This is a genomic window from Paenibacillus sp. J22P165, from assembly GCF_059692015.1.
Map to the genome: position 1 here is coordinate 114,937 of NZ_JCAUAP010000011.1, position 22,172 is coordinate 137,108.

Annotated in this window: 27 protein-coding genes and 1 other annotated feature; of the genes, 3 read left to right on the forward strand and 24 right to left on the reverse strand. The window is 45.2% G+C overall.

Annotated features, from left to right (window positions below):
* Window positions 1–44 precede the first annotated feature (44 nt).
* Window positions 45–287, reverse strand: a binding site (T-box leader).
* A gap of 74 nt (window positions 288–361) precedes the next feature.
* The 17 genes from AC58QM_RS26640 to AC58QM_RS26720 form a co-directional block, all read right to left on the reverse strand.
* A complete protein-coding gene (locus AC58QM_RS26640; RefSeq protein WP_497287825.1) occupies window positions 362–1,123 on the reverse strand; it encodes a class I SAM-dependent DNA methyltransferase in 762 nt (253 codons plus the stop codon).
* 1 nt (window position 1,124) lies between these two features.
* Window positions 1,125–2,021: a CvfB family protein gene (locus AC58QM_RS26645; RefSeq protein ID WP_497287826.1), complete on the reverse strand. Its 897-nt coding sequence runs from the start codon at window positions 2,019–2,021 to the stop codon at window positions 1,125–1,127.
* Window positions 2,018–2,365: a ribosome silencing factor gene (gene rsfS / locus AC58QM_RS26650; RefSeq protein WP_497287827.1), complete on the reverse strand. Its 348-nt coding sequence runs from the start codon at window positions 2,363–2,365 to the stop codon at window positions 2,018–2,020. Before rsfS ends, AC58QM_RS26645 begins: the two co-directional genes overlap by 4 nt.
* A gap of 19 nt (window positions 2,366–2,384) precedes the next feature.
* Window positions 2,385–2,957 (reverse strand): bis(5'-nucleosyl)-tetraphosphatase (symmetrical) YqeK, encoded by a 573-nt coding sequence (gene yqeK / locus AC58QM_RS26655; protein WP_497287828.1) that lies wholly within the window; start codon window positions 2,955–2,957, stop codon window positions 2,385–2,387.
* Entirely contained in the window at window positions 2,947–3,534 is a 588-nt protein-coding gene (nadD, locus tag AC58QM_RS26660; protein ID WP_497287829.1) for a nicotinate-nucleotide adenylyltransferase, read from the reverse strand. Before nadD ends, yqeK begins: the two co-directional genes overlap by 11 nt.
* 12 nt (window positions 3,535–3,546) lie before the next feature.
* Window positions 3,547–3,840, reverse strand: a complete 294-nt coding sequence (yhbY, locus tag AC58QM_RS26665; RefSeq protein WP_497287830.1) for a ribosome assembly RNA-binding protein YhbY — start codon at window positions 3,838–3,840, stop codon at window positions 3,547–3,549.
* 20 nt (window positions 3,841–3,860) lie between these two features.
* Window positions 3,861–4,724, reverse strand: a complete 864-nt coding sequence (locus AC58QM_RS26670) for a shikimate dehydrogenase (protein ID WP_497287831.1) — start codon at window positions 4,722–4,724, stop codon at window positions 3,861–3,863.
* A 17-nt stretch (window positions 4,725–4,741) separates the two neighbouring features.
* Window positions 4,742–5,857, reverse strand: a complete 1,116-nt coding sequence (gene yqeH / locus AC58QM_RS26675; protein ID WP_497287832.1) for a ribosome biogenesis GTPase YqeH — start codon at window positions 5,855–5,857, stop codon at window positions 4,742–4,744.
* 8 nt (window positions 5,858–5,865) lie between these two features.
* Complete coding sequence (locus tag AC58QM_RS26680; protein WP_497287833.1) at window positions 5,866–6,360, reverse strand: YqeG family HAD IIIA-type phosphatase; 495 nt, start codon at window positions 6,358–6,360, stop codon at window positions 5,866–5,868.
* Between the two features lie 148 nt (window positions 6,361–6,508).
* Window positions 6,509–7,285, reverse strand: a complete 777-nt coding sequence (locus tag AC58QM_RS26685; protein ID WP_497287834.1) for an alpha/beta hydrolase — start codon at window positions 7,283–7,285, stop codon at window positions 6,509–6,511.
* A 60-nt stretch (window positions 7,286–7,345) separates the two neighbouring features.
* On the reverse strand, window positions 7,346–9,577 hold the full coding sequence (locus AC58QM_RS26690; protein ID WP_497287835.1) for a transglutaminase TgpA family protein: 2,232 nt from the start codon (window positions 9,575–9,577) through the stop codon (window positions 7,346–7,348).
* On the reverse strand, window positions 9,570–10,856 hold the full coding sequence (locus tag AC58QM_RS26695) for a DUF58 domain-containing protein (RefSeq protein WP_497287836.1): 1,287 nt from the start codon (window positions 10,854–10,856) through the stop codon (window positions 9,570–9,572). The genes AC58QM_RS26690 and AC58QM_RS26695 overlap by 8 nt, the downstream gene beginning before the upstream one ends.
* A gap of 4 nt (window positions 10,857–10,860) precedes the next feature.
* Window positions 10,861–11,820 carry an AAA family ATPase gene (locus AC58QM_RS26700; RefSeq protein WP_497287837.1) on the reverse strand — a complete coding sequence of 320 codons (960 nt, stop codon included), beginning with the start codon at window positions 11,818–11,820 and terminating at the stop codon, window positions 10,861–10,863.
* A gap of 349 nt (window positions 11,821–12,169) precedes the next feature.
* On the reverse strand, window positions 12,170–12,520 hold the full coding sequence (gene spoVAE / locus AC58QM_RS26705) for a stage V sporulation protein AE (RefSeq protein WP_310226805.1): 351 nt from the start codon (window positions 12,518–12,520) through the stop codon (window positions 12,170–12,172).
* Window positions 12,517–13,536 (reverse strand): stage V sporulation protein AD, encoded by a 1,020-nt coding sequence (spoVAD, locus tag AC58QM_RS26710; protein ID WP_497287838.1) that lies wholly within the window; start codon window positions 13,534–13,536, stop codon window positions 12,517–12,519. The genes spoVAE and spoVAD overlap by 4 nt, the downstream gene beginning before the upstream one ends.
* 4 nt (window positions 13,537–13,540) lie before the next feature.
* Window positions 13,541–14,011, reverse strand: a complete 471-nt coding sequence (gene spoVAC / locus AC58QM_RS26715) for a stage V sporulation protein AC (RefSeq protein ID WP_497287839.1) — start codon at window positions 14,009–14,011, stop codon at window positions 13,541–13,543.
* A 24-nt stretch (window positions 14,012–14,035) separates the two neighbouring features.
* Complete coding sequence (locus AC58QM_RS26720) at window positions 14,036–14,896, reverse strand: DUF421 domain-containing protein (protein WP_497287840.1); 861 nt, start codon at window positions 14,894–14,896, stop codon at window positions 14,036–14,038.
* 181 nt (window positions 14,897–15,077) lie between these two features.
* Between AC58QM_RS26720 and AC58QM_RS26725 the strand changes: the two genes are divergently transcribed.
* Window positions 15,078–15,284, forward strand: coding sequence for a DUF1657 domain-containing protein (locus tag AC58QM_RS26725; protein WP_310226800.1), 207 nt, complete (start codon window positions 15,078–15,080; stop codon window positions 15,282–15,284).
* A gap of 168 nt (window positions 15,285–15,452) precedes the next feature.
* Here AC58QM_RS26725 and AC58QM_RS26730 read toward each other — a convergent pair whose 3' ends face one another.
* From AC58QM_RS26730 to AC58QM_RS26760, 7 genes are all read right to left on the reverse strand, one after another.
* The gene (locus AC58QM_RS26730; RefSeq protein ID WP_497287841.1) at window positions 15,453–15,593 is read right to left on the reverse strand and encodes an N-acetylmuramoyl-L-alanine amidase; all 141 of its coding nucleotides are present in this window, start codon (window positions 15,591–15,593) and stop codon (window positions 15,453–15,455) included.
* Between the two features lie 27 nt (window positions 15,594–15,620).
* Window positions 15,621–16,379 (reverse strand): C1 family peptidase, encoded by a 759-nt coding sequence (locus AC58QM_RS26735; protein WP_310226796.1) that lies wholly within the window; start codon window positions 16,377–16,379, stop codon window positions 15,621–15,623.
* A 122-nt stretch (window positions 16,380–16,501) separates the two neighbouring features.
* Window positions 16,502–17,230, reverse strand: coding sequence for a DUF6081 family protein (locus AC58QM_RS26740; protein ID WP_497287965.1), 729 nt, complete (start codon window positions 17,228–17,230; stop codon window positions 16,502–16,504).
* Between the two features lie 45 nt (window positions 17,231–17,275).
* Window positions 17,276–18,202 (reverse strand): prenyltransferase, encoded by a 927-nt coding sequence (locus tag AC58QM_RS26745; RefSeq protein WP_497287842.1) that lies wholly within the window; start codon window positions 18,200–18,202, stop codon window positions 17,276–17,278.
* Between the two features lie 171 nt (window positions 18,203–18,373).
* Window positions 18,374–18,700, reverse strand: coding sequence for an L-rhamnose mutarotase (locus AC58QM_RS26750; protein ID WP_497287843.1), 327 nt, complete (start codon window positions 18,698–18,700; stop codon window positions 18,374–18,376).
* Window positions 18,701–18,782: 82 nt separating this feature from the next.
* The gene (locus AC58QM_RS26755) at window positions 18,783–19,430 is read right to left on the reverse strand and encodes a ThuA domain-containing protein (protein ID WP_497287844.1); all 648 of its coding nucleotides are present in this window, start codon (window positions 19,428–19,430) and stop codon (window positions 18,783–18,785) included.
* 24 nt (window positions 19,431–19,454) lie between these two features.
* The gene (locus AC58QM_RS26760; RefSeq protein WP_497287845.1) at window positions 19,455–20,198 is read right to left on the reverse strand and encodes an SDR family NAD(P)-dependent oxidoreductase; all 744 of its coding nucleotides are present in this window, start codon (window positions 20,196–20,198) and stop codon (window positions 19,455–19,457) included.
* A gap of 149 nt (window positions 20,199–20,347) precedes the next feature.
* Between AC58QM_RS26760 and AC58QM_RS26765 the strand changes: the two genes are divergently transcribed.
* Both AC58QM_RS26765 and AC58QM_RS26770 read left to right on the forward strand, forming a co-directional pair.
* Window positions 20,348–20,851 (forward strand): TRAP transporter small permease, encoded by a 504-nt coding sequence (locus AC58QM_RS26765; protein WP_497287846.1) that lies wholly within the window; start codon window positions 20,348–20,350, stop codon window positions 20,849–20,851.
* Entirely contained in the window at window positions 20,851–22,143 is a 1,293-nt protein-coding gene (locus tag AC58QM_RS26770) for a TRAP transporter large permease (protein WP_497287847.1), read from the forward strand. Before AC58QM_RS26765 ends, AC58QM_RS26770 begins: the two co-directional genes overlap by 1 nt.
* Window positions 22,144–22,172: the final 29 nt, after the last annotated feature.

Genomic DNA, 22,172 nt, shown 5'->3' on the forward strand with positions numbered 1-22,172 from the left:
TATGCAAATACGCACAAAAAAACCTCACATCGCTAGCGGATATCGCTAGGGACGAGAGGTATAATTCCCGTGGTACCACCCTAGTTAACACAAGGCGTTCTTCACCTGTGTTCACTCTGCCCCTTAACGCGGGTGAGACGATCCAGCTAGCGCACTGATCCAGGATCAGGCGGTTCACCTTCTAGCTCCGAGGCGAGTTCTCAAGACTAACATCTGCCGGCTCACACCCTAACTCCGACTCTCTGTAAGATGCTGTACAAGGTACTATTCCTCATCTAAGCTTTCCATACAACTGATTAGCTTTGATTATATGTAAAATAATGCCGAACTGTCAAGCCGAGGGCGAATCCCGTCATCCACATTATTTTTTCGCAATAAAGAAAGCTCGCTCCGTTGTCTCCGTTGGTTGTCCCCACGTAAAGTCAGCCGCTTGATGTACCTCACGAAAGCCTACCTCGATCAGCATCTGTTCCAGCCATTCTAAGGGATACGCTCTTTGTTCATGTGTTTCATCAATACGCCGGAAGTTATCATTTGAACCACTGTCTCTGACGAAAATAGTTAAATCATGTTCAATCTGAACACGATCCTCATCTAACTCGCTTGTCCAAATGTAAGCAACATCGTCCTCATTCAGAAAGAAAGGCTGAGACTCCGCATAGGCAAACAATTGCTGGGGTGTATGTACATCGAAGAGAAACAAACCGCCTGGCTTAAGTCCCGCCCATGTCTGACGGAAAGCATCCACGATGTCCTCTTCCTCTAATAAATAATTAACACTATCACAAAATGAAATGGCTACATCGACTTCCTCGCCAAGCTCCCATTCCCGTATATCCTGCTGAATCCAACGAATGCCACCGCCGCGAAGCTGACTGGGCTGTTCACTGTACTTCTGCTCGGCAACAGCTAACATATCCTCGGAAAGATCGATTCCCGTCACCAGCAATCCTTCAGCAGCTAACGGAATCGATATATTGCCTGTCCCGCAACCTAGATCAACAAGCGTTGTTGGTTTAACTTCAAAGCGTTCAAAGCTTTCCTTCACAAACCGCAGCCAGTCTTCATACGGCATGCTGTTCATCAAGCGATCGTACGTATAGGCAAATTTCTCGTAACTCATCTCAGACTTGCGTCTCCTCTTGTTTCAGATAAGTCCAATCCGCTTCCTGATAGATAAGCCCATCTTTCATAAGCTTGCCTAGAGCACGTTTAAATGCCGCTTTACTCAGGCCGAATTTATCTTTAATAATATCTGCCTGCGTTTTATCTGAAAATGGCATGGCATTCCCAGGACGTTCACGAAGCACTTCTAGAATGCGCTCCGCATCCTCATCGCGTCCTTTTTCCTTAGGAAGTCTCATCGATAGGTTAACTCGTCCATCTTCTTCGCGAACGAAAGCAATCCTAACATCGACTTGCTCACCAACGCGAAGTAAGCGGGTCCGTTCTTGCGGAATGATGAGCCCGATCACACCATAGCCTAAGACACCTGCTTCACAAATGACGAAAGTACCCATCTGCAAAGGCCGATAGACGCGTGCTTTCACCCATTGGTTCGTCCAACTCGACGGTGCTCTTACGCATAGCGGAGCTAAGTCTTCTTCAAGTGCTAGCTTCGCAATCAATCGCCCTTGACGATCGTGTGCAAGCGTTGCAAACACTTTGTCACCTACTTGGGGACGAAGTTCTTCAAGTTCCGGAACATGTCGATATGGAAGAAGTAGATGACGTCCTAATCCCATTTCTAAGAAATAGCCAAATCGCGGGTGGATATCTACGACTTCCAAGAGTCCAACCTCACCCATGATAAGCAAAGGACGTTTCATAGTCGCCATAATTCGATCCTGGGTATCGTGGAACAAGAATACTTCCACTTTATCTCCTGGGCTGATTCGATTGCCTACGATTTCTGCGTAAGGCAAAAGGAAATCCTGGTAGCCATCCGTGAGGAAAAAGCCATTAGGCGGAACTTCCCTTGCTACCTCGAGGGTAACAAGGGATCCTGCTTCCATTCTCATACGCGCTCCACAACTTTAGCATCGGACCAAAGTCTTTCGATATTATAGTATTCGCGGTCATCACGATGGAAAACGTGGAGTACAACGTCTCCTAAATCAAGCAGTACCCATCTTGCTGTATCTATCCCTTCAAAGCCTCTGATATGAACACCATGTTCGTGTGCTTTTTTACGAGCCTCACCTGCGATAGCTTGGACTTGTGTTTCCGAATTCCCGTGACAAATCACGAAATAATCAGCAATTAAGGAAACACCTTTCAAATTTAGACTAACGATATCTGCTGCTTTTTTGTCCTCCGCTGCCTCAACAACGAATGCTAATATCTCTTCTGGGTTTTTACTCATGCAATCATCCTCCATGTCATTAGGTGTGTGTTTGAATTTGTTCCAATAAATCGTTCCGAGTTAGAATTGTTAGTGGATAAATGCGTTTTCCTTTGGCTATCAAGAAGCTGATCGTGGAATCAAATCCAGCAATCAAAGCGCGTTCGAGACTTGTCTTCGCCAGCTCACGAATCGAATCCACACCAGGGAAATCACGACCTGGCTCCATATAATCCGCCAAGCAAACAATTTTATCGAGCTGTGTCATCTGTTCGCGGCCCGAGGTATGATACCTAATCGCATCCAAAATCTCCTCGTCAGCGATGCCAAATTGCGTCTTCGCGATAAAAGCACCTGCATGCGAATGCCACAACTCTTTATCGAAAGCTAATAAATCTTGTGGTACATCGTTCTCACGAATAATCTTAGCTTGCTCCCCGATCGGCCAATACTTGCAATAGTCATGCAAAATTGCTGCAGTATCCGCTTTGACCGCATCACCGCCAAAACGTTCTGCCAGCATGACACTCGTTTCCATCACACCAAGCGTGTGCTGCCAACGTCTCTCCGGCATCTGCTCTTTCACTGCTGCCATTAGGTCTTCACGTTTCATATAAGTGATTCACCTCCATGAATTGCCCAACCTTATCTGGCACAAGATACCTGACAGGATCCTGTTTCTGTCTCAACGCCCGAATAGCTGTCGATGAAATTTCAACGAGGGGCATCGGAACTAGCTTAACTCGGGGTCGAATATGCTCGGGCAGCTGTGACAAGTCCAGCTCATAACCAGGTCTAGCTAATCCAATAAAATGAATATGCCGCACGATGTCATCGATACGATGCCACTGCGGCAAATACTGAACCATATCCGCGCCAATAATATAAGTGAACGCGATGTCCGGATATTGCGATTTCAACAGCTCGATTGTATCGATACTATAAGATACGCCGCCTTTGTTAATTTCGATATCGATAGGACGAAAAAAAGGATTGCCTTCTGCAGCAAGGCAAACCATCTCCCAACGCTGCTGGCTTGTTCCCTTCGGGGCATTCGGTTTATGCGGCGGGACGTTGGCTGGCATCAGCCACACCTCGTCCAAGCCCCCTTCCACCCTCGCACGTTCAGCTGCGATTAAATGACCGGTATGAATGGGATCGAACGTGCCTCCCATAATTCCGACAAGCATACGTCCACCTCATTAGCGCGGCAGTTCAATCTTCTTATTGTCACGTGATTCTTTGTAAAGAACGACAATCTTCCCAATAACTTGAACTAGCTCTGCACCGGATTTTTCAGATAATTCTGCTCCGACTTCTTGACGATCTTCACCACTGTTGTTGAGTACCGTAATTTTGATCAACTCGCGAACTTCAATGGCTTCTTGGATGTGACGAATCAAATGCTCATTCACGCCACCTTTACCTACTTGAAAAATTGGATCTACATGGTGCGCTAAAGAACGCAAAAATCTTTTCTGTTTGCCTGATAACATGGATGTCCCTCTATTCATTCTTATTCAGTTAATGACTGTTCTACCACCTGTCTCATTGCCGCAACCGGCGCAGGGGTTCCCGTCCAATACTCGAAGGCGTATGCGCCTTGATAAATAAACATGCCTAACCCGCCATGAATGCGCGCGCCAATAGCTTCCGCTTCACGAAGAAATCTCGTGATACGTGGATTATAAATGAGATCACTTACAAGATGATGCGGTCGAAGCAGATGAAGCGGTAAAGGGAGATCATCTACATGAGGATGCATACCAGCCGACGTCGTATTCAACACGAATTCAACTTGGTCCACAACGTTCTCCAGCTCATCCAACCCTAATCCCACGGTTTCAGTAAATACACCAATCGTAGCTGCAAGTTCGACAGCTCGCTCTTTGGTCCGATTCGCAATATATATACAGCTCGCGCCTTCCTTAGCCAGAGCATAGGCAACACCTCTCGCCGCCCCGCCTGCACCAAGTAGAAGAACACGTTTACCTGTGAGCTCAATTCCTGTCTCTTCCTTCAAGGATCGAACATAGCCAATCCCATCCGTATTAAAACCTTTGAGTTTGCCATTCTCATTCACAATGGTATTAACAGCACCAACGATCATAGCACCCTCATCGATCTCATCGAGGTAATTCATCACATCCACTTTATGTGGAATGGTTACATTCACTCCACGATAGCCTAGAGCTTTAATTCCCCGAACTGCGTCTCCAAGACCATCTGGCTTAACGTGAAAAGCTGCATAAACGCCATTGATCCCCGCTTCCTGAAAAGCGCGATTCAACATGATCGGAGAACGGGAATGCCGAATCGGATCCCCGAATACCCCATATAATACCGTATGACTATCGATCCCCGTCACAAGTTTCTCCATGATCTCCCCTATGCCCCCTAAATCAACGACTCCCGCGTAATGACTTTAATCCCCTTCGGTGCATGAACCGCAAGCCCCGCACCTGCTAAGCTATTCACTTTAATCCAACCTAAACCAGAGATCAACACATCCATTTGTTTCCCCTTCGGAATGTGCAGCGGATGCTTAACCAACTTCGGAAGCTCTTCAAGATCAGCCTGCGCCGGAGGCGTTAGCATGACACCTTTATGTTCTTCATACAAGCTATCCGCTCGATCAAGCTTCGTGCGATGAATCTGAATCGCATTCGACGTGTAACAAGTGAAAGATTGATGCTCACCTTGAATAAAATCAAACCGAACTAACGCACCAAAAAATAAGGTCTGCGCCTCGTTTAGTTGAAATACCATCGGTTTAAGCGGTTTATCTGGCATTAGCGGCGTTAAATCACGCTTCTTCACAACCTCAGTCAATCGATGCTTGTACACAATTCCAGGTGTATCAATAATGAACTTGCCATCATCAAGTGGAATTTTGACCAAATCAAGCGTAGTTCCCGGATATTGCGACGTCGTCAATTCAGCTTCCAAATCACTATAATCACTGATCAAGCGATTGATTAACGTCGACTTCCCTACGTTTGTAGCACCAACCACGTATACGTCCATATTACCGCGGTATTCTTGCACAGCTGAGATAACGCGGTCGAAACCAATGTTTTTCTTCGCGCTGCAAAGCACGATATCAACAACCTTCAGGTTTTCTTCCTTTACTCTGCGCTGAACCCAGTTGATGATCTTGTTCGCATTCGTCACTTTAGGTAATAAATCGATCTTGTTAACAACGAGCAAAACCGGGTTATTCCCAATAAATCGTGCAAGCGAGCTAATCATGCTGCCTTCAAAATCAAAAATATCCACGATTTTCACGACTAACGCCTTCGTTTGACCAACATGTCCTAATAATTTCAAGAAGTCGTCCTGTTGAAGGGTAATACTTGAAGATTCATTATAATGCTTAATCCGGTAGCAACGCTGGCAAATCAAAGGCTCCTTCTCCAAGGCAGCCTCTGGAATATAGCCCAGTTTCGTTTTGTCTTCTGTTTGCAGCGCAATGCCGCAACCCGCGCAATGTTGTAATGTTTCTGTACTCATGAAACCTCCTAATTCTTCATCCTTGCTAGAGCCCACTTCTCAATCTGGCGGTTCACTTTCGTGAAGAAGCCTTCATCTTTTCTTGAGATGGGTTGAACGAGGATCGTATATAGCCCCATTCGGTTACCGCCAAGCACGTCTGTCAGCATTTGATCCCCGATAACAGTCGTCTGCCGCGCATTCGTCCCAAGCAGCTTCATCGCTTTATGGAAGGAAGCATTCGTCGGCTTTTTGGCACGGTGAATAAACGGAATGTCCAATGGCTTTGCAAAGGTCGACACCCGGTTATGATGATTATTCGACACAATGACGACTTTGAAGCCGATCTGCTGCAAATGATTCAGCCATTCTATTAACTCAGGCGTCGCATGTGGATCACGTGCACCAACAAGTGTATTATCAAGATCCGTTATAATTCCGCGAATCCCGAAATCCCACAGGTGTTTCGCATCAATATCGTAAATCGTATGAACAGACTGTCTGGGTACAAGCTTTTTCAGCAAACAAATTCCCTCCAACTGCTTCCTTGACATATACGTGAAACTATACCATAGTGCCTCGTTTGTTGCAAAAAGAAAAGAACATATTTTCCCTCCGCTCGATCATCCTCGAGAGACTTCACTCGAAAGACTTCAATAGAAGTTTTTCTCACTAGGACCTTGTTGGCAACGGCAACCAGTCTAAAACGCTTTGAATTTTGCGGTCCCAGTAGCCCCAGTCATGAGTGGCAGACTCTTCTTCGTAGGTGATTTGTAAGCCCTGAGCACGGCAATAATCTCTAAACCGAATATTATCCGCATACAGAAAGTCTTCTGTACCACAGCATTGGTAGAGTTGCGGTCTATCCTGTTTACTAGCAACGAGTTGGTCTGCTAGATAAAACAAATCATTGGGACTATTTTTAATCGTCGATAGCTCGCCAAAAATTAATTGAGAGTCGGCTGGAAATGCAGCCGCTCGCTCTACGATATCAACGGCACCCGACAAGCTTGCCGCTGCTGCATATCGATTCGGATGCGAGAGAGCCAGCTTCATAGCACCGTATCCGCCCATAGATAGACCTGCCACGTAGTTCAACTCTCGTTCTTCTGCTAATGGGAAGAATGATCTTGCAAGTACGGGTAATTCCTCACTAATAAACTCCCAATACTTTGGTCCTGATACCATATCCGCATAAAAGCTGCGATTCACAGCCGGCATAATGACGGCAATTCCGAGCTGAGACGCATACCGCTCAATGGAGGTTCTTCGCATCCAAATCGTATGGTCATCGGACAAGCCATGCAACAAAAGTAATGTCGGATGCTTCCCACCGTAAGCACGTGAGGTCAATCCGATTTGACTTTTGGCGACTTGAGGTAATATAACATGCATGGAAGCTGCAACACCAAGGGATTCTGAATGAAAATGACAATCGATAAAAGCCATTTGAATAAATCTCCTCTCATAGGAAGCCACCCTCCATGGATGGAGAGTGGCTTCATTTAACTATTTCATTTGTTCTTTTACACGTAAAATTAATTGATTTGCTTGTTGATACTCGCCTTCCGTTACAGCTAATTGACTGTATTTCGCACGTTCAAATAGTTCAATCAACGCGTCAAGCTCTTTCTTTAACCATTTACTCTGCGAGGACCACCTGGTTGTTGCTTCACGCACCGTTTCATACTCATATCGCATATAGCCTTTGCGACGAGAAGAACGAAGCATTCTTTCAAACTCAACAACAATTTTCTGATTGAAGTTTACGACTTGCAGTTGTTTCCTACGCGCGCGCCAGTTATGCCATGCTTCACTTCGAAGTAAGAAGAATACAGCAACAGCTAGAAGTCCTGCAACCACTACACTGCTTAGTGTTAACCAAAGCCATGTGAAGCTAGGTGTTGTCGTCGTTTCTTCTGGCGTTGTCGTCGTTTCTGTGTCCGTTGTTACGTCTTCCGGTACTGGTGTCGCTTCTGGAAATACATTCGGCAAAGCAAAGCCAGAGGTCGGCTCGAAAGATATCCAACCAAATCCTTCAAAGTACACTTCGACCCAGGAGTGCGCATCCGAGTTGCGAATCGTATAGGTGCCCGCACCATCTGTATCAATCGTTGTACCAAGTAGACTCAAGATTCCCTGCTCACGAATCTCATCCGTAATGGATGAAGCTCCGGAGGAATAACCTTTCACCCAACGCGTAGGCAAACCAATCGAACGTGTGAGTACGGCCATAGCCGTGGAGTAATAATCACAATACCCTTGCTTCACCTCGAAAAGGAAACGATCCACAAAGTCCTTGCTTTTCCCCTTCGTTTCGTCCGGTGTATTCGTATAAGGGAAATTCTCCGACAAATACTTCTCAATCGATTTCGCTTTATCGTAAGGATTCGTTGCATTTTTCGTAATATCAAGCGCTAACTGCTTCACTCGTTCAGGCAAATCAGCAGGAACTTGCAAGTACTCTGCCCATTCCGGCTTGTTAACGAAGTCTTGCTCTGTTTTGCGTAATAGATCTTCCTCTAGAATCGGCTCTTGGGTAACAATCGAATAATCTTTGGGATAATTGGTTCTTCCCGTGAAACGAAGCTCTGATTGACGAGGTGACCAAATAATTCGTTGGAATTGGTTCTCACCTTGGTTAATTCCTACAATTTTCTGAATGGCATAGCCACCGAATAAGACTGGAAATACCTCTTCTCGATCCATCACAACGCTTTGAGTCACTTCGGTTGTTTTCAATTGCGATACGTTAAAGCGTGCATCTAGGGGTAACGGATTTAAATTCACCCGAAACATGGGCAATCTCTTCTCAGTTGCTCCAAGCTCCCAACCTTTCCCGTTATACATCGAGCGTGTTTCACCACGGAAATAAGTTCTTTTGCTGGATTCAACGGTCATCACAGGTGTGTAATCAAACCGAAAGCCGCCACCGAGCCGGCTATCATCTCGGCTGTAGCCTGATGAAGCATCCGCCGTTGAGGATGCAATGCTAACCCCTTTGCCAAGCAATGGCACCGGTTCACCACGACTCACTTTCCAGGCTGTATAAGGATCCGTAAGAATTGGATTTACCGTTGGAGCAAATATGCCTGCTAAAGCAATGATAACAATCAAAACAAAGATAGGAACAGCGAATGATGACGGGTAGTCAGAAATGGTTTCCCACACATCTGGCGCTTTCTTCTTCAACTGTGAGAAATGTCTCACGATAAGAAGCAAAAAGCCACAAAGCAGAATCATAGCCACTTGAGGCCATAGGAAAATCATACTGAACGAATCACGAACGGCAAAAAACAAAATACTTACAAAAATAAGGACGACAATGCGAAATCTCGATTGCACAGACCACATCGCGAATAAATAAATAATCCAAGCACTTAAACTAAACCAAATGTACGGTTCAAGCTGCCCTGCGTTGAGCCCAATCCAACGCAGGGCTTCTTTCCAGGTCGTAATATGAACAGATACCCAATGATAACCCATGCCCAATCCATGGAACCAAATCATGAGCACGAATTGTAGAAATGCGCGCCAGCCATCCTTCATTTTGGGAATAAAGTAGGTTGCCGTGGTTAGGACTAGGGTCCATGTTACGAAAGAAACCGTCTCTGGAAGCCACAAGCCATCTTCTTTCATAATCCAAATCAGAAATTGATAAAGGAAGACACCGACGAAGATTGCCGAGACGCGCATCGCCCAATCCTTGAGAAGAATTCTGCTCCACCATGTGTTAGGCATACCGTTTCGCCCCTCCCAATAGGTTAGGCAAGTCCGTTAATTGACTTACCTCATACCCCATATAGCCTTGTGAGCGAATCGCCTTAATGTAATCCTCATGCGTGGAAATGTGCTCTACACCCAGAGGTCCGAAGCCATGGTCATCCTGCGCATGAATCCAAATATGACAAGGTTTCATTTGGAGAAGTGCCATTTGCTGAAACATGTGCAGCATCGCGCTACCTTTTTGTGGTGAAATAAGCACGATTAAACTGCCTGCTGGCCACTCCTGCGAGCGTTCCTTCAAAATCTGGCTCAACGATTGATAACCATCCGCATCGACACCAACGAGGTGTTTCACAATTTCTTTGTAATGATGCTGACTGTGCTTCGGTTCAAAATAAGTAAATTCTTTGCCAATTGACAGTAAGCCCAGTGACATTTCACGTCCAGTACCGTACCGGAATAAGGAAGCTGCAACCGACACAGCCAATTCAAATTCAGCGCTATCCCGGTACGCACGTGCAGTCCGATCTAGTAGAATAATGGTTTTCGGCAATGATTCCCGCTCGAACTCCTTCGACTTCCAAGTTCCTGTCTTCGCCGTCGCATTCCAATGAATGCGTGAAAGTCGATCGCCATAAATGTATTCACGAACACCATTGATTTGCGTCGTTTCCCGATGCGCGCTAGTCGCCGTGGAGTGGTGCTGCATACCTTTGAGCATCTGATGAAACTGCGCCCATTCACGAATGGCAACCGTTTGCGGATAAACAGTAATCGGCTGTTGCAGATCTAAGCGGCCTTTGTGCTGAAAAAAACCAAAAATATCTTCGGTTAAACACTCTGTCTCCCCGAAACGATAGTAGCCTCTCCGCAGTGGCGGCGTGCTATAGGTGAAGTCACCTCGACGTTTCCAGTCGGGAACGATCGACCCTTCAAATAGAGCTTCATCACCATTCTGGCGGATGAGCTGATCTTTAATCATCACATAGGGTACAGGCCAGTAACCTGGCAATTGCATGCCAATCTGAATCTGTAAGGATTGTCCTGCCTCTAGTTTGGCTTCTAAACCTGTGTTCGTGAGCTTACGAGTTCCTTGCACTCGCTTGATCCCACTCCAATTCCCAGAGAGTAAATATACGGTTAAAAATGACATCGTAATGAATAACATGGAGGCTAGCTTTCCACCTTGATACAACATGAATAACAAGCTAGCCGCCAAGCAAGTTATAAGTAGCCAAAAAGCTGCCGGAAGCCGGGGAAGATCCCCGAATCGTTTGAATACCGGTCGTTTCATAGGCTCACTTCTCCAATCTGACCGGGACCCGTACTTGCTCAAAAATCGTAGCAAGTACAGAGGCAATGCTAATACCATCCATACGTGCTTCCATTTGAAGGATCATACGGTGACCTAGTACAAACGGAGCTAAATATTTAATATCATCCGGGATGACATAATCACGACCATGTATGAAGGCGTAAGCTTTGGAAGCTAACACCAGTGAAAGTGTGGCCCTAGGACTCGCACCAAGGAAGACAGCGTGATGCTCACGTGTTTTTCTCGAAATCGTAACTAAGTAATCAGCTACAGCTTCATCCAAATGTACCAGACGAACCTGCTCTTGCATGTCGAGGACTTGCTTGGTATCCACAATGGCATGCAGTGCCTCCATCGGGTGGGCCTTGCTTTGGGAAGCAATCATCATTTTCTCTGCTGCTTCACTCGGGTAACCTAAGCTCAACTTAATCATAAAACGGTCTAATTGCGCTTCTGGCAATGTGTAAGTGCCCTCAAAGTCGATTGGATTCTGAGTAGCTAACATCAGGAACGGAGACGGCAGTTCATGTAAATCACCATCTACCGTAATATGCTGCTCTTCCATCGCTTCCAGCAGAGCTGATTGCGTCTTGGTCGTGGCACGGTTGATCTCATCCACGAGCAAAATATTGGTCATGATCGGCCCCGAACGGAAAAGGAATTTCTCTTCTTTGGGGTGATATATAGATACGCCAGTTATATCTGTTGGCAATAAGTCCGGGTTACATTGAATACGGCGGAATTGCCCGCTAATTGATTTCGCCAATGCTTTAATCAGCACTGTTTTACCTGTACCTGGGACATCTTCAAGCAGAACATGACCACCTGCCAACATCGCAGTAAGCAACAATTCAATTTCAGCGCTTTTGCCAAGAATACATGATTCTAAATTTGCTTTCAGATTAGCTAGTACTTCTACATGATGCTGGGTGGCAGTTTCCATGTGTTGATCCTCCTTAGAGTTTTGCTTGTCAAGTTAACTTCGTTTGCGAACTAGCTAATTACAGGGTATTCATCTAAAAAATTGTATGCGTAAACATGGTTTTTTTGTACGAACCTGCCTCATCTTCTGTATGGCTCAGAAAATAAACAAAATGTACGTAAATCTAGTTTACAGGAAAGTTTTTCTTCCGTATACTTGTAAATCCTCTAAACTTATTTGTTAAAATTACCCACGTATTTGATGGCAAGATGATTTGGAGCTGAAGGTAGTCACATAATGGATTTAAAGACTGCGTAAAAAGAAAAAAGACGCCTCCCGGCGCCATTTCTAAAACTATTTCCCGAAAGTCTTACCCTTTGGGTTTCACAAACAACGCCGCTAAAAAAGCGAAAATGATCGCAGCCGATATCCCTGCACTGGTCACCTTAAAAATCCCTGTAATGATGCCAATGTAACCTTCCTTATGAAGCTCCTCTAACGCCCCATGCACAAGGGCATTCCCGAAGCTCGTGATCGGCACCGTAGCACCTGCGCCAGCAAAGGCAATCAGCGGTTCATATAAGTTACAGCCATCTGCAATGGCACCAAGGACGACTAATGTGCTCATGGTATGCGCTGGCGTTAATTTGCCAACGTCCATCATGAGTTGACCGAGCACACAGATGGCACCTCCAACAACAAATGCCCAAAAAAAGCTCATACGTATAGACCTCCAGACTCTATGGAAACAGCATGTGCAATGCACGGAATGCTCTCACCTTGTTGAAATGAAAGCGGTGAAAGTAAGGCTCCTGTCGCGACAACGAGGATTCTTTTCAATTCCCCCTTCGCTATCCGCTTCAACAAGTGCCCATAAGTAACCGTAGCCGAGCAACCGCAGCCGCTGCCTCCCGCCTGAACCGTTTGCGTTTCGCGATCGAAGATCATTAAGCCGCAATCATCATAGGTTGTTTGCTCGATTGGAAACTGATGCTTGCGAAAGAGCTCACGCGCAATGCTTATCCCTACCGCGGCTAGATCTCCCGTCACGATGAGATCGTAATAGGAAGGGTCGCGATTCAACTCGCGACAATGGGTTTGGATCGTATCCACAGCGGCTGGCGCCATCGCTGCGCCCATATTGAACGGATCCGTGATTCCCATATCCACGATCCTTCCAATCGTGGCAGAGGTGACGACAGGGCCGTCTCCGCTCTTCCCAAGCACGGCGACCCCTGCGCCGGTGACCGTGTACTGCGCCGTCGGCGGCTTCTGCGAACCGTATTCCGTTGGATAACGGAATTGCTTCTCCGCCGTGCAGTTATGGCTGCAGGTGCCAGCCATCACATAGTTGGCGGCGCCTGAATCCACCAGCTGCGCGGCTAGCGCCAGCCCTTCCATGGAGGTGGAGCAAGCGCCGAATATCCCTAGATAAGGGATATTCAACGTCCGCGCAGCAAAAGTGTTGGAGATGATTTGATTCATCAAATCGCCACCGACATAGAATTGAATCTGGCCGTCGGTTAAGCCGGCTTTGGCCAGCGCACGATGCGCGGCTTCCTCCAGCAACGCTTTTTCTGCTTTTTCCCATGTTTTTTGACCAAGTGTCAAATCACCATGCACAACATCGAAATCCTCATTGAGCGGACCTTTTCCTTCATCCGGACCTACAACCGTACCTGTTGAAAGTATCACGGGTCGATTTTCAAAAACCCAGCTTTGGTGTCCCTTCAACATATCGTCAGCCCCCCGTGAAGATCATATGTGCAATTCCAACAAAGAAGGCCGCAACAGTTCCAAAAACGATAACGGAACCCGCTAATTTGAACATATTACCACCAACGCCCAGCACTAAACCTTCAGCCCGATGCTCAATCGCAGCGGAACAAAGTGAGTTCGCAAAGCCTGTGACAGGGACTGAACTCCCCCCACCAGCCCACTGGGCTATTTTGTCATAAATACCGAAGCTCGTTAGAATAACCGAGATGATAATCATGACGGCAACCGTCGGATTGCCCGCTGTTTTCTCTGTGAAACCAAAATAATTAATGAACATATGCATAAAGCATTCACCAATTAGACAGATTGTCCCACCAACTAGAAAGGCTCTGCCGCAGTTTTTGAGAACAGGTCGTTTTGGCTCTTGCTGCTTGGCTAATTTTTGGTACTCCTGCTGTGTCATGGTTAAGTTTTTCTTCTTGTTGTTAGGCATGACTTCCTCCTATTCTCTCAAAACCTAAGCTCTGAGAATCGTATGTACCTGCTGTATAACTTGGGTTAACTGAATAGAACAAGCTTCATACATGTGTTTGGCTTCCTTATTGTTCGTTGTTAAGGAGTATAGCTCCAAGTCTGCTTCACATTTTTTTAAGCATGCAAGCAAAGCAGGTCGTTCTGTCGGCGCAGGGACTTGTAATTTGTCATCAAAAAGATCAACCGTTAATTCCCCATCTGTGTTGACCTGTCCGAGAAAAACATTTTCCTTCGCAATCCCCAGCTTATCCAGCTCAGTTTGCAGCCATCCTCTACTTTTACCTGCCGCGGCCAAAGGCTCATCTTGAATGACACCATCCATCATGACAGCTTGAGTTGGCTTTTCTATAGCCAGCTTCATACCTATATGTTTAGGCGTTAGAGGTTGACTCTCGCTCTTCAAGAGGATACTTAAATCGCCGCTGGACTCCAGCATCGCGAATTCCACATCCGCAACTCGAAATACTCCTTTGGTGCGTAACTGCTCAAGTAACTCATCACCTGTATAGCGTTCTTTTCGCAAATTATCTTCTAAAATTTTGCCGTCCTTGATAAGGACTCGACCATTTCCCTCAAACCAGCCACGCAAGGTTTTGCTTTTCAACGTCAATAATTCTAATACTAAGGGCACAAGCACCCATACTAATATCGCTATTACACCATGAAAATAATTCGCCTCAACATCTGTGGAAATATTTCCCGCCAGATCTCCAAGCGTTATTCCGATGACATATTCAAAAAAAGTAAGCTGAGAAATTTGCTTCTTACCCAGAATCCGTGTTAATACAAACAAAAACATCAAGGTACCTAATGCTCTAATAGCAATAAGTATCCACTCAGGCACATCATTCCTCCCCCTTCTCGAGCTTTCAATACCTACATTATGTGCCAATCAGGCACTAACTATTATTGCTCTAAATTGGATTTATTTGTTAACATGAGCCGATCGCTCCGCGGGCATATTAACAATCGCACATGGAGTTCCTTTGTTTACCCATGATTACAATTGAGGAGTGTTTACGACAATGACAGTTGCAGCACAAGTTAAAACGACCTTAGCATCCTTAAAAAGCGCCCAAGCCAGTCTTGAAACCTTCGCCCTTAGCACACAAAACCAAGAGGCCAAGCAATTATATGAGACAGCAGCCCAATCAACCCAGCAGATCGTGGATCAGGTCTCCTCTCGGGTTCAACAATTAGAGAATGAAGAGCCGCAATACAAAGGGTTCTGAACATCAAACAGCCGCTGCGACGAACCGCAGCGGCTTCTCCATTTCCTTTTCAAAAGAATAAACTAAGAAACAAGATGAGCAATACAAATAAAATGAGAATGAGCAAAATCAACTGGTCTTTTGGCATGAATGCCGCCCCTCGTTTCGTTGAGATTCCTTCTCGTATACTCATTGTAACGGCTGACCTGAAGCCTTCCTCACTTCATTCGCTAAGCGATTGAATTCCTTCCTTGCTTCCGCATCTGTGGTTGCAAAATAGGCTGCTGATAAGAAGGCAATAATCTTATTCGCATCTTCTACACTTATCATCGCTCTAGGCCTCCTTTATTTTTCTATTTATTTACCAGTCCAGTAATCAAAGGTTAACTTTTTATTTTTGAAAAAAGAGTACGGCAGGTAGCAATATCCTCCGTCCCCCCATGCGGTTCCCCATGAATTACGAGCAATAATGACACCCTGTCCCGCTTTCTTATCATCCTTATAGCCCACCGCTAGCAATGCATGACCACCTAGAAGTTGTTCCTTTTTCCGATCTGGATAAGGAATTTTACCAGTCAGGGATGCCTTTTTACTCTCGAATGATGCATACAGCCATATCCCAAATACAACTGGAGAACCGTCAGCCAAAGCAGCCTTCAAGCTGGCTAGATCATGGAGACGATGATAGCCGTCAATTCGATAATACCTAGCCAGGGATTCCGCTTCATGATTAGGCGTATTGCGAAAATTCGCAATTTTGTAAGGCCACGCTGCCTCTGGACATACGCCAGTTTTATGCAGGACTTTAAACCCATCACGGATCGTAGCCCCTGCATCTTGATTAATCGTATTTTCTAACTCGCGTTCATGCCAATAGTGAAAAAGCCGAGATAACCGCGTCGAATTATCTTCTTCGTTTCGCAGCCAAAACTCACGAAGTCCACTTACGATTGCATTAGATGTACACGAACCTAGTGAACCTTGGTTGACTATAGGAGAGAGTTTGCTGCGTAAATCGATTTGGCGCGGTAATTGAGATTCCCGGATATAATTGACACTCCTGTATGTGAAATCACGGAAATCTCGCGGATCTCTTTTGACTGTATATTTCCGCATGTGTGCCTCCCTAAGAAAACCTAATCGATGAGTAATCCAGTGTATTCACCCATAGGCAGGAGCGTGCAAAAAAAAGAGCTCGACTTCTGAATGAAGTCCGAGCTCTTACGGTCATGTATTATTTACTCTGTTATTGTAACTGTGACTGGGGACCATTCGCCAATAATTGTTTGTCCGTGAAGTGAGACACTTCCTTGCGGCGTCAAATCCTTCTCCGTCATCATACCAAGTGCGACTGTAAAGCGATTGAATTTGATAGGTACGTTTTTCTCACGACGCACTTCTTCACCATTTACATAGAAAATGACTTCATCGTTACCGCGGTGATACGTAATTTTGTACGTATTGAATTCTCGGGCTTGGAAATTCGTTTCTTCTTTGAAGATACAGAAGAAGCGCGTTTTATCAGTTTCAGGCACTTGCACACCAGGGAAAGGAAGTACCGCATACACACTTGCATATTTATCGTTACCCGCAAAGAAATCCAGAGCTGCACCTGTAGTGAAATCAAGCAAATTCAATGAAACAAAACCATCATATAGGTCGTTAGGTTCTGTGTTTTGGGTGCGCGCACGAATTTGCAGCTCGAACGAAATCTCGCCTTCTTCAGGGACTTCAACGTCTTGAGCCGAATAGTACATATGCTTGGCATTATCTAAAAATTGTACATAATCATTCTTGCGACTAAGCGGCGCTCGCGCATAGAGAATACCATTTCGAACGATAATCGTCGCATTCGGTTCTCTAAATTCCCAGAAAGAACCGTCTGGCATCGGGAAACCGCCTATTTTCCAAACTTCGCCTTCGGACAAAATCGTGTGAAAATCACCAATCGTAAATTGTTTGCTCATCATTATGACCTCGCTTTGTTGTGAAGTTTCGTTCGTTATCGTTCGTTATTGCAAGATAGCTTGTACGAGTAAGGCTAACATCATAATCATTCCGCCTCTTATCGTCGCTTTTAACGAAGCACCCATGAGTGGCAAATAGGCAGGAGAAGGATTCTCTGACTTCAAATTCTTATAAACGCGATAGAAAGGTAAGGCTGTTAGTAAGGCAAGTAGGGCATAGTATGGGAATACGCCACTAATGACACAAGCAATTAAGGAAACGTAAGATAATACGAATAAGTATTTGGAGAATACCAATGCACGCTTCTCTCCCCATACAACAACTAAAGTACGCTTACCGGCGCTTTGATCGGCTTGCCAGTGAAGAAAATGATGGTTAAATAAAATTAAAGTCGTCAATAAACCGATGGGTAATGACAACAGGATCGGTCGATAATCGACTTGCATCGTTTGAACATAGTAGCTGCCTAACGTAGGCAACACACCAAAGGAGAGCAATATAGCAATCTCGCTGTACCCTTTGCCGCGGTAACCAAATTTAATAGGCGGAGCCACATAGAAGTACGCAATTAAGGCACCTAAGCCTCCGAATACAAGAACAAGCCAACCGCTGCTAATACTTAGTATAAGTCCACAGATAAGGGCAACTGCAAATAAAGACCAAGTGATTAAGCTAAATGTCCGTTCTGCTATGATACCATTTGCTAGGAAACCTGAATTCGTTGAAATCGTAGAAGCCGTTTCTTTGGCTGCCGTATCAATACCATTTCGGAAATCCCATAAGTCATTAATCATATTTGAGAATAAATGTGCTGCAATGGACCCAATGAAGGTTAGCACAAATAGCAATGGATGAAAGGTATCGTTCCAAACAATTGCGCCCAATCCACCTAATAGGACTGGAATGATCATAACTGGAATAACCCTAAATCGCGAAGCTTTCATCAATAGAGTTAAGTTTAGGTTATTCATACTCACGTTCCTTTCAAAAAATACTCTGAAACTCATACTATCCCAAACCTACTAGTAGTTCAAGTAGGTTTCTATTCCCCTAGACCCACGCCCTGCCTGCTCTGGTAAATCGTTGAAAAAATAAAAAAGGATGCTAGATTTACTCTAGTCATCCTTATAATCTATCATTTTTTACTTCAAATAAAAAACTTCGCGCATTGGCGTGATTGGGACAGCTTCACGGAAGTCGAAGGAACCTACTACCATTTTGGAGGTAATGGCATTCCAACGGTTACATGCGTCGCTCTCCGCAAGGTAAGCGAAAGCTGCATCTAAATCATCGCATAAAAAGACATAGAAAAATTGTGTACCATTTTGAAAAATGGAATAATCTCTGATTCCTGCTTTACTGTGTTCTTCCATAATCTCTGGCCAAGGAGCCAAGTGCATTTGAACATACTCCTCAAGATCTTCCTCACGTATCGTCCATGTCCAAGCAAATTTACCGCTATTTTGCATAAGGCTCTACCTTCCTTTTTCACAAATGTTAGATTCATAACTTCACTTTACTTTGCCGCTTATTGCCAGTCAATCCTAATCCTTATCTTCTTGCCTGAGCGTTTGTTAACCAACGCACACTATTCAGAACTAGTCTTCGGTATGCCAAGGATTGAAAAGATGGCGCGTGATGGCCAGGTTGTAAATAAACAATTCTGCCTAGACCATAGGGATGCTCCCATGCCGCTGGATACTGTGCTCCTTCAAACTCGTACACTAAGAACACATTTTTAGGCGTAAATGAGTCAAATTCAAACATATAGGGCTCTTCATCCATCTGAAAGTTTTCAACCCCTTGTAGAAGAGGGTGATCCTCGATCGTCCGAACATAATGGAGCGGTTGATAAGGGGGATGATTTGTAAATTTAGCCCCCATCATTTGCTTGAGTTCATAGCTGCACTGCAGAGAGATACCATTATGGATGACTAATAAGCTTCCACCGCCTGATACAAATCTTAGCAAACCTGCTGTTTGCTCAGGGGTTACACTTCGGTTCCAGCAATCCGTATAAGAAATGCAAAGCGGATAACCTTCTTGCTCCAACGTTGCAAACGCATCGTAATTCTCGGTCGCCTCAAGTTGAAACTCTCCGTGAAGGATTGCCTCCAGCTCTTGTCTCGCAGGTTCTAAGGGATGCCACGGGGCATCTGTAAGATCGCCAATTAATCGTACCTTTGTTATCTCATTCATACGTTTATTTCCTCCTTTATCGGATTACCACGGCAATCGTGTGCCAGTATCCGCTTCCATATAAATCGGTAAATCTTCGGATTCATCCTTCCACTGCTCCATCCGTTGCATGATATGAACAGCCGCTTCTTCCGATGTATACCTACCCGCGTCGTTCCAGGTACCGCTCATCCATGTTTTAACCCAACCCGGATGAAGAATGAGCACCCGACCGCCCTCAGGACGGATCTTGGTATGAATGATTGAGGAGCCCATGTTCAACGCGGCTTTGGCCATGCAGTATCCAAACCATGCTTCGCGGTGGCTATTCCCAATGCTTCCCGCTTCTGATGAAATCATGACGATTAGCTTCCCTCCACGCATAATTGGCTCGATGAGCTTATTCGACATGCGAATTGCACCAAGCGCAGATACATTATATACACGTTGGATCTCGTCAAAATCGAGCGCATCTTCGATGGTTTTTCCGGTGTCGCCAAGGATCGCCGCATTATTAATCAACAGATCCAACTTATCGGTTTTGCTCAGGATGAAGGCCGTTCCTTGCTGCACACTTTCATCGGAGCCAACATCCAAATGGAATGGAAATAACTGATCTGGGAATTGTCCTTCAAGGCGGGATATCTCCACATTATCTTGTTGGATGCCTCCTGCAAAAACGATATAGCCTTCGCGTAACAAGGCATGTGTCAATGCCAGACCAATTCCTCGATCTGTCCCTGTCACACAAGCTGTTTTCTTTGACTGATTAGAATCACTTTGCGTCATGTCGTCCACCCTCTCCGAAATTAGCAATTCTAAAAAAACTACAAAAAAAACTAAAAACTATGGCGTACCTGCCAATCAAATCGACCGCTATACTAAAGACATCGCAAATTGAAAGCACTTACAAATAGAGAAAGGAGGTCCGTTTCATTATGCGATTGTTACGAAAAATAGCACTTGGTATCGATACATTCATCGAGTCGGCGTCTCTAATTGGTTTACTGAGTATGATCCTCATTGTCACCACACAAGTCATGACGCGTAAGCTATTCAATTTCGTTTTCTTCTGGTCGGAAGAAGTCACCATGCTGTTGCTCATTTGGTTCTCATTCATGGGTATCGCGATCGGTTTTCGAGAAAAGCTTCATCTTGGCATTGATTCTTTCACTCATAAACTTCCAGCCCCAATTAACAAAGTGCTTGATAAGGTTATAGAACTCACTATTCTCGCATTTGGTCTCTATCTCCTGCTATATGGATGGGATTTCACCGTCCTCATGCATGAATCCGAACTACCAGCAACGGGTCTGCCTAACAGTACTTTGTATGTCATTATGCCAATTACTGGCATCATGACTATCGCTTATGCCCTTTTACAATTATTCGGCATTGAAACAAAACGGCATGACAATATGCAGGAAGGAGGCATTCACTAATGGACACGACCATTGCCATTCTCATCTTATGTGTCACCTTCGTTGGTCTGATCGTCCTACGATTCCCGATTTCATTAGCGTTGGCAGGCTCATCACTACTTACCCTTGTTTATTTAAAGGTCCCACTTGCCACTGTCGGCCAAACCATGATTCAAGGCATGAACTCCTACTCACTGCTCACGATCCCCTTCTTCATTCTCGCCGGTCAGATTATGAGTGAAGGCCAAATGGCCCTTCGGCTCATCAATCTCGCACAGGTTCTCGTCGGGGGCATCCGCGGAGGCCTTGCGATGGTAAACTGCGTCGCATGTATGTTCTTTGGTAATATTTCTGGCTCTGCGATAGCCGATGTTTCTTCCATAGGTTCCGTCATGATCCCCATGATGAAAAAGAAAGGATATGATACGGACTATGCTGTAGGTGTGACCGTATCGGCTGCTATTCAAGGTGTTGTTGTACCACCGAGTCATAACCTTGTCCTGTACTCCTTAGCCGCAGGCGGCGGTATCTCCATCGCTTCACTGTTTCTCGCAGGAATCGTCCCTGGCCTCATTCTCTGTGTGTCACTTATGGTAACAAGCTATATCATCGCAATCAAACGCGGCTATACCAAAAGTGAATCCGTACCGTTACGCGATATTCCAAAAATCGTCCGTGATGGTCTACTATCGCTTTTGACTGCAGTCATCATCTTAGGCGGTATATTTACAGGATGGTTTACAGCAACTGAAAGCGGCGCACTTGCTTGCTTGTATGCTTTCATCCTTACCTTCCTGGTCTATCGTGACATTCCAATTAGCCGTATGTGGATTATTCTAAAGCGTACCTTTCGAACGGTTTCCATGGTACTTTTTTTGATTGCTGCTTCGGCTACATTCAGTTGGGTACTTGCTTTTCTGAAGGTTCCTGGCATGTTAACGGATTTACTGCTTGGCATCACCGATAATCCCATCATCATCTTGTTAATTATCAATATTCTTTTGTTAGTACTAGGTGCTCCGATGGATATGGCACCGCTGATCTTAATTATGACGCCAATTTTACTTCCAGTCGTTACGGCACTTGGCATGGATCCGGTTCACTTCGGCATCATTATGATGTTAAACTTAGGCATTGGACTACTGACCCCGCCTGTCGGCACCGTCCTATTTGTTGGATCGGCCATAGGCAACATTTCGATTTCTGAAGGTACGAAGGCCATGATGCCTTTCTTCTACGTCATGTGCGTCGTACTTATGATCCTGACCTATATCCCTGGGCTCGTCATGTGGCTGCCTAATCTTCTCAAATAGCTTGAATGGACTAACCAAACTTTCCGACA